10 protein-coding genes are annotated in these 13,239 nt (G+C 69.2%); 3 read left to right on the plus strand and 7 right to left on the minus strand.

What is annotated here, in order from left to right; genetic code table 11:
* Together A3OM_RS0101605 and A3OM_RS0101610 are read right to left on the minus strand one after the other, a co-directional pair.
* Positions 1-804 (minus strand): nucleotidyltransferase domain-containing protein, encoded by an 804-nt coding sequence (locus tag A3OM_RS0101605; RefSeq protein WP_018041988.1) that lies wholly within the window; start codon positions 802-804, stop codon positions 1-3.
* Between the two features lie 410 nt (positions 805-1,214).
* On the minus strand, positions 1,215-2,447 hold the full coding sequence (locus A3OM_RS0101610) for an MFS transporter (protein WP_018041989.1): 1,233 nt from the start codon (positions 2,445-2,447) through the stop codon (positions 1,215-1,217).
* Between the two features lie 242 nt (positions 2,448-2,689).
* Between A3OM_RS0101610 and A3OM_RS0101615 the strand changes: the two genes are divergently transcribed.
* Positions 2,690-3,790, plus strand: coding sequence for a hypothetical protein (locus A3OM_RS0101615; RefSeq protein ID WP_018041990.1), 1,101 nt, complete (start codon positions 2,690-2,692; stop codon positions 3,788-3,790).
* A 13-nt stretch (positions 3,791-3,803) separates the two neighbouring features.
* Here A3OM_RS0101615 and A3OM_RS0101620 read toward each other — a convergent pair whose 3' ends face one another.
* The 5 genes from A3OM_RS0101620 to A3OM_RS0101640 all read right to left on the minus strand — a co-directional run bounded on the left by A3OM_RS0101620 (position 3,804) and on the right by A3OM_RS0101640 (position 10,892).
* Complete coding sequence (locus tag A3OM_RS0101620) at positions 3,804-4,358, minus strand: redoxin domain-containing protein (protein WP_348625457.1); 555 nt, start codon at positions 4,356-4,358, stop codon at positions 3,804-3,806.
* Between the two features lie 92 nt (positions 4,359-4,450).
* Positions 4,451-6,628 (minus strand): protein-disulfide reductase DsbD domain-containing protein, encoded by a 2,178-nt coding sequence (locus A3OM_RS0101625; protein WP_043764420.1) that lies wholly within the window; start codon positions 6,626-6,628, stop codon positions 4,451-4,453.
* Positions 6,629-6,774: 146 nt separating this feature from the next.
* Positions 6,775-8,049 carry an FAD-dependent oxidoreductase gene (locus tag A3OM_RS0101630; RefSeq protein WP_018041993.1) on the minus strand — a complete coding sequence of 425 codons (1,275 nt, stop codon included), beginning with the start codon at positions 8,047-8,049 and terminating at the stop codon, positions 6,775-6,777.
* A 40-nt stretch (positions 8,050-8,089) separates the two neighbouring features.
* Positions 8,090-9,931 (minus strand): aminopeptidase P family protein, encoded by a 1,842-nt coding sequence (locus A3OM_RS0101635; RefSeq protein ID WP_018041994.1) that lies wholly within the window; start codon positions 9,929-9,931, stop codon positions 8,090-8,092.
* A gap of 43 nt (positions 9,932-9,974) precedes the next feature.
* A complete protein-coding gene (locus tag A3OM_RS0101640; RefSeq protein WP_018041995.1) occupies positions 9,975-10,892 on the minus strand; it encodes a 50S ribosomal protein L11 methyltransferase in 918 nt (305 codons plus the stop codon).
* A gap of 499 nt (positions 10,893-11,391) precedes the next feature.
* Between A3OM_RS0101640 and modB the strand changes: the two genes are divergently transcribed.
* Positions 11,392-12,084, plus strand: coding sequence for a molybdate ABC transporter permease subunit (modB, locus tag A3OM_RS0101650; protein ID WP_018041997.1), 693 nt, complete (start codon positions 11,392-11,394; stop codon positions 12,082-12,084).
* A gap of 8 nt (positions 12,085-12,092) precedes the next feature.
* Positions 12,093-13,238: a molybdenum ABC transporter ATP-binding protein gene (gene modC / locus A3OM_RS0101655; protein ID WP_018041998.1), complete on the plus strand. Its 1,146-nt coding sequence runs from the start codon at positions 12,093-12,095 to the stop codon at positions 13,236-13,238.
* The last annotated feature ends 1 nt before the right edge of the window (position 13,239 follow it).

Here is a 13,239-nt window from a genome sequence, read left to right on the forward strand (position 1 = left end):
CTACCAATCGGGTTCGAGGCGAGACGGACCGGAACCCGTATCCCGTCTTGCCTCTGTCAGAAGAGCCGACTGTTTGCGCAGGGCGCGCGGCAGCGCGGCCAGGGCCGGATCGTCGAAGCGCAGATGCGGTAGGCGGCTCGTCACGAGGGACGCGACGAGGTGGGCCTGAGCCCGGTCGCGTTCGCGCTTAAGTGGATCACGGTCCTGGCGTCCAGCGAGCCAGAGCTTGTGCAGAGCGAAGGCGCGCGGGTCTGGGACGATCATCGTGAGCGGATATCCGCGGGCATCGATGACCGTGGCTGTCGCTTTGGGGCTGTTGACGAGCCAGGCCAGCCCCTCGATCTCGACGGCTTCCAGGTCCGTCGCCTCCGCGCCGATCCGGCTCCGTCCCCGCTTGACCATGAGGTCTTTCGGTGCCGGCGTGATCAGGTCGACCATGTAGCCATCGCGGTTGATGGCGCGGAAACCGCCCTGTCCCATGACTTCGAAGGAATGGTCGACCCTGCGCAGGAGTCCCGCCACGCCCGTGAGTGACACCTCCGGGGCCATCAATCGGAGGGAGCGGCGTGCGTCGAACAGCAGGTCGACATCGGCCGTTGCGAGGTGTGCTCCGGCGATCTGGACCCCGGCAAAGCGCTCATAGGCGAACAGGGCATTCGTCCCCACCACCTCGATACCTGAGCCGATCAGGTTCGCCCTGCCCAAGGCACGCAGGATGCGCGCTGCGATAAGGGGCAGACGCCCGAGGTTGAGGGCTCGATTGACCGGGGCCATGGCGTCGAGACGTGCGGCAAGACCGGCCATCCTCTCCTGCAGTCTCGTGCGGCCATCATGAAACTGAAGGGCGATCGCCTCTGTCTCCGCTCCGCGCGGCCCCAGGGATTTCCATGCGTCGCGTCGCTTGCGGTAGAGATAGTCCCGTCCGCCAACCGTCTTCCACGACATCGAGCCTGAGAACCGCCGGTCCAACTCTCCCTGCGTCATCGCGTATCCGGAGAAGACCTGTTCGACATCGATAGTCTGTCGTGCCTGATCCCCGCTTAAATCTCTGAAAAACATGAGATTATCCCTCAAGCGTCCGATTTCGGTCTTCGGAGGGATAATGCGCCGATGGCGCTGGAGAAGCCATTGGTCCGACTGCGTTTATTCATTCCGCGACGAACATTCGTCCGGCAAGGAATCATCGCTCACGCTCCGTTGCATCTTGTCTTTCATCACTCCGCCGGCAGCAGCCGGTCCCGCGCCTTGAGGGCCGGGAACAGGCGGCCCCACAGCACTGCCACGAGGATCGTCGCGAGCCCGCCCGCCACCACGGCCGGCACCGCGCCCACAAGAGCGGCGAGCGTGCCGGATTCGAACTCGCCGAGTTCATTGGAGGCGCCGATGAACACCGTGTTCACCGCCGAGACCCGTCCGCGCATGGCATCGGGCGTCTCACCCTGGACGAAGGTCTGCCGCACGTAGACGCTGATCATGTCGGCCACCCCCGTGACGAACAGGCAGGCCATCGAGAGCGGCAGCGAGGTGGACAGGCCGAACGCCGTGATGGCGACGCCGAAGACGGCCACCGCCTGCAGCATCCGCTTACCGGCATGGCGTTCGAGGGGGCGATAGGCCAGCAGGATGGCGGTGACGACCGCACCGGCCGCAGGCATGCTGCGCAGGGCGCCGAGCCCGAGGGGGCCGACATGGAGGATCTCGGCGGCGAAGATCGGCAACAGGGCGGTGGCGCCGCCCAGCAGCACGGCCACGAGATCGAGGCTGATGGCGCCGAGCACCACCGGCTGCGAGCGGATGTAGGACAGGCCGGCCGAGAGGGTGGCCCAGGTGACGGGCGGGCGCTCCGTCACGGCAGCGGGGCGGAAGCGGATCGCGACCACGAGGGCGCTCGCCAGGGCGAAGCTCGCCGCCGCCGCCCCGAACACGGCGGCGGGCCCCAGCATATAGAGACATCCGCCGGCGGCCGGGCCGAGGATCGACGCGCTCTGCCAGAGCGAGGCGTTCCAGGCGATGGCCGAGCCGAACAGAGAGCGCGGGACCAGGGTCGGGAGCAGCGCCTGCAGAGCCGGGTTGGCGAAGGCGCGCGACGTGCCGATGACGACGACGAGGGCATAGATGGGCCAGATCGAACCGGTGCCGGACAAGGCGATGGCGACGAGGCCGAGATCGGCCGCGGCCAGGGTCGCATAGGCGATCGCCGTCACCAGACGCCGGTCGTAGGTATCGGCCACATGCCCGGTGATCAGGGCGGAGAGCATCGCCGGGAAGAAGCTCGCGAGCCCCACGAGGCCGAGGGCGAGGGCCGAGCGGGTCAGGTCGTAGACGAACCATCCCACCGCCACCGCCTGCATCTGATAGGCGAGCCCCGTGAGGAACCGCGCGGCGCCGTAAAGGCGGAAATCGCCGTTGCGGAAGACGGACCAGCGCGGGGCGGCAGGTTCTGTCATGAGGGATGGGCCAAGGGCGTGAAGGGAGAGTCGCACCGCATCGTCTCGACACGGCCGAGGGTGCGACAGTGATGCCGCAGCTACGCCGCATGCGAAGTGCCGCCTTGTCGAATTGCTAATCTATCGGCCGAATAATTGCTGGTCGGTACGGAGCGTCATCGGATTGTGCCAGCATGAACCAAACTAGCCTTGGGCTGAACCCGGAAGGCCAAGCTCAGCTTCCGGCTGACGTTCAAAATATCGTGGCTTCGTCTTCACGCGGCTCGATCCGTGCATTCCACAGGAGCGATATTCCGCAGGTCTGCCACCTGTTTTCGCAGACCTTCCGCCTGGGCAAGAGCTATCGGGCGGCCAAGCTCGCCGCCTGCCTGGAGGCGACCTATTTCGATTCGCCGGGCTATACCGAAGCCACCGGATCCATCGTCCACCTGGACCGGAACGGGGTATTGGACGGCTTCATGGGCGTCATCGCCATGACCATGGTCGTCGGGGAGCGGACCCTGCGTGCCGGCATCCTCAGCGCCTACATGGCCGCCGATCCCGACAACAACCCCGGCATCGGCGTCAGCCTCATCCGGGGCGTCACCGCCCGCGATTTCGACCTCCTCTTCACCGACACCGCCAACCGCACGTCCCTCGATATTGCCCGTGCCACCCGCTTCGTGATCCTCCCGGCACAGAGCCTCGAATGGGTGAAGATCCACCGGCCCGCGGGGACGGCGGCGTATTTCCTCGGCAAGCGTCTGCCCCGGCTCGCACGTTGGATCGTTCCGATCGCCCGCTCGGCGGATCGCGTGCTCCGGCGATTCCTGCCCTCCGGCTCCCCGCGCCCCGACGGTATCGTCTCGCGCCCCATCGCCGCCGCCGATTTCGCGGAGGCCGCCCGTCCCTTCCTCGCTCACTACGATCTCAAGCCGGACCCGGCCGAACTCGGCTGGTTCGTCGACCAGGCCGGTCTCCAGACCAAGTATGGCCCCCTGCGGATCCGCGAGGTGGTGGACCGGATCGGCCGCCGGACCGGGTTGTATCTCCTCTACGCCCGCCGGGACGGCGTCGCCTATGCGCTCCAGATCTTGGCACTGCCCAACCGTGAGGAACTCGTCGTCGGCCAGATGTTCGCCGATGCGGCTGAATTCGGGGCCGTGGCCGTGCGCGGGGCGACCTCACCCGACCTGATGAAGGGGCTCTTCCGCCAGAAGGGCCTTCTCTATCACCACGTCATGGGAACGATCGCCTGGACGCGCGATCCGGAGGTGGCGGCGACGCTTCGCGGCGGTAACGTGTTTCTCGGCGGTATCGCAGGCGAGACCTGGGCCCGGATCGTCACCGAGGATTTCTCGTAACGGGGCGCCGTCCCTACGAGGCGTATTTCACCGTGCAGCCATAGGGCTTCGCGGTTCTGACGCTCACCGCTTTGCCGGCGGCGATCTCGGTGAGGGCAAGGTCCACGTAGTTCTTCGCGGACTTCAGGTCGTCGAGATTGGCGGAAGGCTTGTCGTCGATGCCGCCCTGATAAAGCAGGGTGCCGTCACCCGAGACGATGAACATGTGGGGCGTCGTTTTGGCATCGTAGGCGCGGCCGATCGTGCCGGCGGGGTCGAGGATCACGGCGGTGGGGGAGGCCCCCCGGGTCTGGGTCAGGCGGTTGGCGGCCTGTCCATCCACCGCGCCCTGCTCGCCGGGAGCAGACGAGATGACCGACAGCCAGACGATGCCGGCCTCGGTCCACTTTTTCTGCAGGGCCTGCATCGCCTGTCCGCCGTAATGCTTCATCACGAACGGGCAATCGTGGTTCGTCCATTCGAGGACGACGGTCTTGCCCCTGTAATCCTCCAGCCGGACGGTGCGGCCATCGGCATCCGTGCCGGTGAAGAGGGGGGCGGGTTTACCCACTTGCGGCCCCGCCGCCATCGCCTCGCCGATGGGCAAGAGCCCGACGAGCCCGACGAGCCCGGCGGCGAACGCGGTTGCGAGGATCATCCGGCGGGGCAGGGCCATGGCTGTCACCTTTTCGTGGTCTCGAGGGTGGCGCGGCGGTCGGCGTCATTCGCCGGGATCTTGGAGAGTTCGTCGAGGACGATGCCCGACGTCAGGATCTGCGGCAGCACGATGGGCTCGCCCGTGCCGGTATAGAGCAGGTAGAGCGGCACGCCGCTGCGGCCATGCTTCTCCAGAAGCATGGTGATCTCGGGGTTCTGGTTCGTCCAGTCACCCTTCAGATAGGTCACGTCGCGCGCCTTGAACGCGGCCTCCACGCTTTGGGTGCGGAGCGCCGTGCGTTCGTTGACCTGACAGGTGATGCACCAGGCCGCCGTCATGTTGACGAAGACCGGCTTGCCCTCGGCCACGAGGGAATCGAGGCGGGCCTGGGTGAACGGGATGATGCCCTCGGCCGTCGCATTCTTGCTATCCGCCGAGGCCCGGTCCTGGTCGAGGCCGAAGGTCAGCGCGAGGGTCGCCGCCAGGGCCGCGACGGAGGTCAGGCGGGCGAGCCCGGCGCCGATGCCACCCGCGTGGCGGGCCCGCTCCCAGGCCCAGGCGGCGAGGCCTACGAGGACGAGGCCGATGAGCGCGGCCAGGAGGCCGGCCGAGCCGACCTGCTGCGACAGCACCCAGACGAGCCAGGCCACGGTGGCGTAGATCGGGAAGGCGAGCGCCCCCTTCAGCGTTTCCATCCAGGCCCCCGGCCGTGGCAGGCGGCGGACTGCCGCCGGCCATGTGGTGAGGACGAGGAAGGGCAAAGCGAGGCCGAGGCCGAGGCTCGCGAACACAGTGAGGCTCACCAGCGGTGCCTGCGTCAGTGCGAAGCCTACCGCCGAGCCCATGAATGGGGCGGTGCAGGGGGTGGCCACCACCGTCGCCAGGATGCCGGTGAAGAACGACCCTTCGAGCCCCGCCCGCCGGGTCAGCCCATCGCCGAGCCCTACGATGCCGCCGCCCAGATGGACCACGCCGGAGAGGCTGAGGCCCATGGCGAAGAGCAGGTAGGCGAGGCCCGCCACCACGAGGGGTGATTGCAGCTGGAAGCCCCAGCCGATCCCGGCGCCCGCGCCCTTGAGGGCGATGAGCAGCCCCGCCAGGGAGAGAAAGGCGGCGAGGACGCCGGCGGTGTAGGCGAGGCCGTGAAGGCGCACCCGGGCGGCCGGCTCGCCCGAATGCTTGACGAGGCTCAGCACCTTGATCGACAGCACGGGAAAGACGCAGGGCATCAGGTTGAGGAGGAGCCCGCCGAGGAAGGCGAGGCCGGCCGCACTCCACAGGGTCAGGCTCTCCTCCGACGAAGTGTTTCGCGATGCGGAGTCCGATGCCGTGGGAATCACCCCGGTGGGTGCGGCGGCCGGCGCGTCGCCGATGGCATAGGAGCGCTGGACCGTGCCATCGGCGATCTGCTCGTCGAAGGTGAGGACGCCGGGAAGCTCCGTTGGCGCGGGCTCGCCGGGTGTCGCCCGCGCAAGGCTCAAACGGAACCCCTTGTCGTCGATGGTCAGGGTCTGTGGAGCGGCGTTCTCGATCGCCGTCTCCGAATAGGGGAAGAAGGCCGGTTGGCGGATCGCCTCGGGTTTCAGGCCGGGCGCGTCGGCGGTGAGGACCAGCCTGTCGCCCTCGCTCGTGAGTGTCACCGGCCAGGGCGAGGGAACGGGGAGGGCCGCACGGGCATCCTCGAACAGCAGGACATTGGCGGCCGAGCTTCTCACGCTGGTGCCCGGAGCGGCCACCGGCACGCTGAGCTTCAGATCGGCGGAACCCGGAATGCATTCGCGCTCGCAGACGAGGTAGGTGAGCTTGGCCGTCAGTGTCACGGGCTTGCCGGGCGGAAGCACCGCCGGGGGGGTCACCTCCGCCAGCAGCACCGTCTCGCCCTCGAAACCGAAATTCACCAGATGCGCCACCGGGATCCGGCTCGGCGTCGGCCACTGGATCGCGCCCGCCGTGAAGCCCTGGGGCAGCGACCACGCCACCTCCGGCGAGAGGCCGGAATCGCCCGGATTGCGCCAGTACACATGCCAAAGCGGGCGCATCACCATGCGGATACCGATGGTGAAGGGTTCCCCGGCCCGGATCGCCCCCGGCTCGGCTACGAGGTTCGCCTTGACGAGATCGGCCGGCGGCTTGAGCCCCTGCGCCGAGGCCCCCGTGGCACCGATCAGCGCGAGAAGCAGGAGGGCGAGGGGCCGGATCATCGAAACCTTGAGGCGGAGGAGCGGGGCACCGGACATGGCACCCTGACGCCTAGATATGGCCGTTTGGTGCCGCGGTAAAACCGGCGGCACGCGATTGCCCGCGACGGAATCGCCGCGGTGCAGTGCCTCACGCGAGTCGGCGAGGCTCACAGGAAGCGCCGGGGGTCGAAGGGCGCGAGGGGGATTTCCGGTGTCGCGCCGCCAACGAGCTGGGCGACGAGGCGTCCGGTTCGCGCCGAACCGACGAGGCCCACATGGCCATGGCCGAAGGCGTAGACGACATCCGAGGTCTTGCGCGCCGGGCCGATGCAGGGCCGCCCATCCGGCATGCTCGGGCGATGGCCGAGCCAGACTTTTAGGCGATCGGCCGGTATCGGGTTCGGCAATCCGGGAAACATGGAGATCAGGTGGTCGCGCAGGATCTCGGCGCGCTTCCAGTTCGGAGCCGCCGCCAGCCCCGCGAACTCCACCTGACCGGCCGCACGCAGGCCGCCATTCATGAAGTTGACGATCATCTTGGCATCCGATGCCATGACCGGCGTGCGCGGCCCCGCCTCGGCGCCCTCCACCATGATGTGGTAGCCGCGCTCGCTCTCCAGAGGCAGCGGATCGCCGAGGGATGCGGCGAGGGGCTTCGACCGGGCGCCGGCCGCGACGACGGCGCGGTCGCAGGGGATCTCGCCCTGTTCCGTCGTCACGGCGGCGAGGCGTCCGCCTTCCAGTCGGAATCCTGTCGCACGGGTGGCGACCAGGGTGGCGCCGCGCGCCTGTGCCAGTTCGGACAGGGCGGCGACGTAGCCGCCGGGATCGCGGCAATGGCCGGCCTCCTCGACCACGAGGCCGAACGTGTAGCGCCGATGCAAGGAGGGTTCCCTCTGCCGCAACTCATCGGCCGAGAGTTCGAGCCACGTGACGCCGACCTTGCGCCTGATTGCCCAGGACCGCGCCTCGCGCTCGAAGGCCGCCCGGTCGGGATAGACGTGCAGCACGCCGCGCCGCTCGACGAGCTGCGGGACACCCGCCTCCTCGGCGAGCGTCGCGTGGAGCTTCGGTGCATCGAGGAGGAGTGTCCGCATGGCGCGGGCGGTGCGCTCGATCCGGGGCGTGGTGGCAGCCGCGAGCAGAAACTGCGTGAGCCAGGGCATGACCTTGGGCAGGTAGGCCCAGCGGATCGAGAGCGGACCGAGCGGATCGAGGAGGAAGGAGGGCACCCGCTTCCACATGCCGGGCTCCGCCGGCGGGATGACCGAATGCGACGAGAGCCAGCCGGCATTGCCATAGCTCGACGCCTGCTCGCCGCCGGGCGGGCCGGGATCGACCACGGTAACCCGGTGGCCCGCCCGCAGGCATTCGATGGCGCTCACCGTCCCGACCGCGCCGGAGCCGATGACGACCACGTGGAGGTCCGTCTGGACGGTCATCCGTTCTGTTCCCGTGTGGATATGTCGGTTAGCCTCGTCCTCAAGCGCGGCGCCCGCTGGCCTGCAAAGGTTGCGTCGCCGCCTCGAGCCACGCCCGCGTCTCCCCGTCGAGATCGGCGCTCAGGGCCTGCCGCACCCGCGCGTGATACGAATCGATCCAGGCGATCTCGGCCTCGTCCAGCAGCGAGAGGTCGATGAGGCTGGCATCGTAGGGGGCGAGAGTCAGGGTCTCGAAGCCGAGCATCGGCCGGTCCCCGCCGGGGACCGCGCGCTCCTCCACGAGGACGAGGTTCTCGATGCGGATGCCGTAGGCGCCGGCCCGGTAATAGCCCGGCTCGTTGGAAAGGATCATACCGGGCGAGAGGGCGGTGGTGCCGGTCTTGGCGATGCGCTGCGGGCCTTCATGGACGGAGAGGAATGCGCCGACGCCGTGGCCGGTACCGTGATCGAAATCGAGCCCCGCCTGCCAGAGCGGCGCGCGGGCGAAGGAATCGATCTGCGCGCCGGTGGTGCCCTTCGGGAATATGGCACGCGCGATGGCGACATGGCCCTTGAGCACGCGCGTGAAGCGGTCGCGCATCTCCTCCGTCGGCGTGCCGATCGCGACGGTGCGGGTAATGTCGGTGGTCCCGTCCGCATATTGCGCGCCCGAATCGACGAGGAACAGTTCGCCCTCGCCGACCGTCCGGTCTGTGTCGCGGGTGACGCGGTAATGCACGATGGCGCCGTTGGGACCGCTGCCCGAGATGGTCGGGAAGGAGATGTCCCGCAAAAGGCCGGTCTCGCGGCGGAAATTCTCCAGCGTCTCCACGGCGGCGATCTCAGTGAGGCGGCCACCCTGCGCCTGCCGCGAGAGCCAGGCGAGGAAGCGGGTGACTGCGATCCCGTCGCGATGATGGGCCGCGCGCGATCCGGCTATCTCGCCCGCATTCTTCACCGCCTTCATCAGCGTGATCGGATCCGGGCCGGGATCGATCCGGCCCCCGGCCTGTTCCACCAGTGTCGCCAGGGCCGACGCGCCGGTGGCGGAATCGAGCCTGATCCTGGACGCTCCGGCAGCAAGAGCGGCGAGGGCGGCGTCGAAATCCGTCCGCCCGGCGATGTCCGCAGCGGGCGAGAGCGCGTCCCGCATGGTGGGATCGATGGCCGACGAGGTGAGATACAGGGCGGCACGCCCGGTTCGGGGGACGACGGCATAGCCCAGCGCCAGGGGCGTATGCGCCACGTCGCCGCCGCGCAGGTTGAACGCCCAGGCGAGATTATGCGGATCGGAGATCACAAGAGCGTCGCAGCCGCCGCGCCCGAGCGCTTCGCGGATGCGGCGGAGCTTGGCCTCGACGGAGTCTCCGGCGAGTTCGAGGGGATGCGCCACCACCGCGCCTGCGGGGGCGGCGGGCCTGTCGGCCCAGACCGCATCGACGGGGTTCTCCGCAACCGGTGAGATGCTGGCCCCGGCCTTGGCCGCCGCCTTCTCCAATTTGGCGACGCCCTCGGCGGTGTGGAGCCAGGGATCGTAGCCGAGTACGGCGCCCTGCCTCAGGTGCTCGCCGATCCAGGCCTCGACACTGGTCTCTGCGAGCTGAACCGGGGTGAGGATCGTGGTGTCCACCTGGGCCGGGGCCTGGAGCGTGTAGCGCCCGTCCACCACCAGGGCCGCTTCGTCGGCGAGAATCACGGCGGTGCCGGCCGAGCCGGTGAAGCCCGTGAGCCAGGCGAGGCGCTCGGCATTCGCGGGCACGTATTCCGACTGATGCTCGTCGGCGCGGGGCACCACGAACCCGTCGATCCCCGCCCGCCGCATCGCCTCCCTCAGGGCGGCGATGCGCGTCGCGCCCTCCCGGTGGCTCGGATCGTCGAAGGTCTGGAAGCGGGCGCGGCTCATGGCGCCGAGAGTTACGCGCCGCCGGACGAGGCGGCAACCGCCCTCAGAGCGGGCGCGGTGCCGCTCCGCCGCGCTTGAGCACCAGCGTCGCCCAGCCCTCGATCAAGCCATGCCGGGCGAGGTGGAAGCCGCGATGGCGATAGGTGGAGAGGACGCCGGGCACGTCGCGTTCGATCAGCCCCGAGAGGATGAGCACGCCGTGATCCGCCACCGTCGCCGTGAGGGTCGGCGCGAGGCGCTTCAGGGGCCGAGCGAGGATGTTGGCGAAGACCACGTCGAAGCGCCGGCTCCGGTTCGCGCTCGCGTGCCGCACGCCGGGTCCGACATAGAGCCGGACGAGGCCGCCGAGACCGTTCAAACGGGCATTGCCCTTGGCGGTGGAGACCGCCTCGGGGTCGAGGTCGCCGGCATGGACCGGCTGATGCAGGGCTTTGGCCGCCGCGAAGGCGAGGATGCCGGTGCCCGTGCCCACATCGAGCACATGCGCGGGACGGCCCTGCTTGAGGATGCCGGCCAGCGCCTTGAGGCAGCCCAGCGTCGTGCCGTGGTGGCCTGTGCCGAAGGCGAGGGCCGCCTCGATCTCGATGGCCAGATCGTTGGGCCGCACAGTGTGGCGGTCATGCGCGCCGTGGACGAGGAACCGCCCGGCGCGGACGGGATTCAATCCTTCCAGGGAGGCGCGGACCCAATCCTGCTGATCGATGGTCTCGAACACGGCCGCATCGGCCTGTTTGCCCACCAGGGGGCGGATCAGGTCGCGGACCATCTCCTCGTCCGGCGCGTCGGCGAAATAGGCCTCCAGCCGCCAGGTCTTGCCGTCCTCCGCCTCGAAGGCGGCCACCGCCGTCTCCGTCGGATCGAACATCTCGCCGAGGATGTCGGTCATGGCGCGCGCCGACCGCTCGTCCGTGAGGAGGCGCAGCACATGGGTGGGGCGGTTGGGATGAAGGCCTTCGAGCATGGTGCGGGCTCTAGCATCCGCGGGGATTGCCCGCCACCGTCGCGGAACCGAACCCGAACCTTCGCGTTTTTCTGCGCTTCTCCTGTCGTCCCTGCGGCGTTCGAGGGTGCGGTGTTGAGTACGAACCAGAAGAAAAACATAACCCGGGCCCCCGTGGCCATCGTCGGCAGGAGGACCGCCAGACGCCTCCGTGCGAGCGGAGCCTCGGGTCTGCTCGATTCCGAGCCGCATTTCGAACCGATTCCGGGTTCGATGCTGGTTCTCTTGAGCCGGCTCCATCGCGCCGAACGCCGGATCAAGCCGGAGGACGAGCCGCCCGCGCCCTGAGCGCATGCCCTCATGGGTGGCCGCGATTCGTGCTATCCGCGCTTGTGATTGGCCGGTGCGGTTCGCGAGGATCGGATTGCCGCGAGAGGGATGCGCGTCTCCATGATCCAGGCTAGCGGCATTCGAGGCAAGGGCATGCGCTCCTCCGAGACCGGCGTCTGATTCGCATCCCGTGCTCGATTTCACCCCCGACGAATGGAGCGCCATCGGCCTGAGCTTGAAGGTCGCCTCCGTGGCGACGCTGGCGAGCCTCTTTCCCGGTCTCGGCATCGCCATGCTTCTGGCGCGCGGACGTTTCCCCGGCCGCGCGCTCTTGGACGGTCTGGTCCACATGCCCCTGATCCTGCCTCCCGTGGTGACGGGCTATCTCCTGCTGCTGTCATTCGGGCGGCGCGGCACCTTCGGCGCGGCGCTCGCCGAGGTCGGGATCGTGTTCTCGTTCCGCTGGACCGGAGCGGCGCTGGCTTGCGCGATCATGGGGTTTCCGCTGATGGTTCGGGCCATGCGCCTGTCCATCGAGGCCGTGGACCGGCGCCTCGAACAGGCCGCCGCCACCCTCGGAGCAAGGCCGAGCGCGGTCTTCCTCACCGTCACCCTGCCGCTCGCCATGCCCGGCATCCTCGCCGGTTCGGTGCTCGCTTTCGCCAAGGCGATGGGAGAGTTCGGCGCCACCATCACCTTCGTCTCCAACATCCCCGGCGAGACACAGACGCTGCCCTCCGCGATCTACAGCCTGACTCAGGTGCCGGGCGGGGAGGGGGCCGCGTTGCGCCTCACCCTGATCTCGGTGGCCCTGTCGATGGCGGCCCTCCTTGTCTCGGATCTGCTGGCCCGGCGCCTCGCGCGCCGCCTCGGCGCGGGGTGAGGAGGCCCATGTCCGCCACCCGCGACTCCGCCACTCAGGACTCCGTTACCCTCGACATCGACGTGTCGCTCACGCGGGGGGCCTTCAGCCTCGACGTCGCCTTCACCGCCGGCCCCGGTCTCACCGCCCTGTTCGGCCGTTCGGGCTCGGGCAAGACCACGGTGATCGATCTCGTCGCCGGGTTGGCGCGGCCCGATCGGGGCCGCATCGCGGTGTCGGGCGAGACGCTTCTCGACAGGGAGCGGGGGATCGCCGTTCCGGCCCATCGTCGGCGCATCGGGGTGGTGTTCCAGCAGGCGCGGCTGTTGCCGCATCTCAGCGTGCGCCGGAACCTGGGCTACGGCCGGGCCTTCGCGCGGAGCCGCAGCGACGGGATCGCCTTCGACGGCGTCGTCGATCTCCTCGGCATCGGCCATCTCCTCGACCGGCGGCCGGCGGGGCTGTCGGGTGGCGAGGCGCAAAGGGTGGCGATCGGCCGGGCCCTGCTCAGCCGGCCCCGGCTCCTGCTCATGGACGAGCCCCTCGCCGCCCTCGACGAGGCCCGCAAGGCCGAGATCCTGCCCTATATCGAGCGCCTGCGCGACGAGGCTGGCTTGCCCATCGTCTATGTCAGCCATGCGGTCTCGGAGGTGGCGCGGCTGGCGCGCACCGTCGTGGTGCTCGAGGCCGGCCGTGTCGCCGCCGTCGGCACGGCCGATGCGGTGCTTCGCCGGGCGGACCTCCTTGCCGCGCAGGGGGGAGAGGCCGGCGCGCTCCTCGACATGGTCGTGGGCGAGACCGATCCCGAGACCGGCCTGACGCGCCTGAGCGGATGTGCCGGTCGGCTCTCCGTTCCCCGCCTGACGCGGAGCCCCGGCACGGCGGTGCGCATCCGCGTGCCGGCGCGTGACGTCCTCCTCGCCACGCAGCCGCCGCTGGGTTTGAGCGCACGCAACCTGTTCGAAGGGCACGTCGTCTCGATCCACGCCCTCGGCGAGGCGGCGTCCATGGTGGAGATCGACTGCAACGGCGCCCTGCTGGCGGCCCGCCTGACCCGCGCCTCGGTGCGCGATCTCGCCCTCGCGCCCGGCCGCGCCGTCTACGCCGTGGTGAAAAGCGTCGCCTTCGATCCCCAGAGCGTCGGCACGGCGAGGCCGGAGGCGGTGGAGATCTGAC

Origin of the sequence: Methylobacterium sp. 88A (genome assembly GCF_000376345.1) — a bacterium.
Taxonomy (GTDB): Bacteria; Pseudomonadota; Alphaproteobacteria; order Rhizobiales; family Beijerinckiaceae; genus Methylobacterium; species Methylobacterium bullatum.

What these genes read in the sequence shown, in the direction of transcription:
- A3OM_RS0101605 (WP_018041988.1), bottom strand. Translation starts at nt 804, where the DNA reads ATGGCCGGTCTTGCCGCACGTCTCGACGCCATGGCCCCGGTCAATCGA.
- A3OM_RS0101610 (WP_018041989.1), bottom strand. Translation starts at nt 2,447, where the DNA reads ATGACAGAACCTGCCGCCCCGCGCTGGTCCGTCTTCCGCAACGGCGAT.
- A3OM_RS0101620 (WP_348625457.1), bottom strand. Translation starts at nt 4,358, where the DNA reads ATGGCGGCGGGGCCGCAAGTGGGTAAACCCGCCCCCCTCTTCACCGGC.
- A3OM_RS0101625 (WP_043764420.1), bottom strand. Translation starts at nt 6,628, where the DNA reads ATGATCCGGCCCCTCGCCCTCCTGCTTCTCGCGCTGATCGGTGCCACG.
- A3OM_RS0101630 (WP_018041993.1), bottom strand. Translation starts at nt 8,049, where the DNA reads ATGACCGTCCAGACGGACCTCCACGTGGTCGTCATCGGCTCCGGCGCG.
- A3OM_RS0101635 (WP_018041994.1), bottom strand. Translation starts at nt 9,931, where the DNA reads ATGAGCCGCGCCCGCTTCCAGACCTTCGACGATCCGAGCCACCGGGAG.
- A3OM_RS0101640 (WP_018041995.1), bottom strand. Translation starts at nt 10,892, where the DNA reads ATGCTCGAAGGCCTTCATCCCAACCGCCCCACCCATGTGCTGCGCCTC.
- modC (WP_018041998.1), top strand. Translation starts at nt 12,093, where the DNA reads ATGTCCGCCACCCGCGACTCCGCCACTCAGGACTCCGTTACCCTCGAC.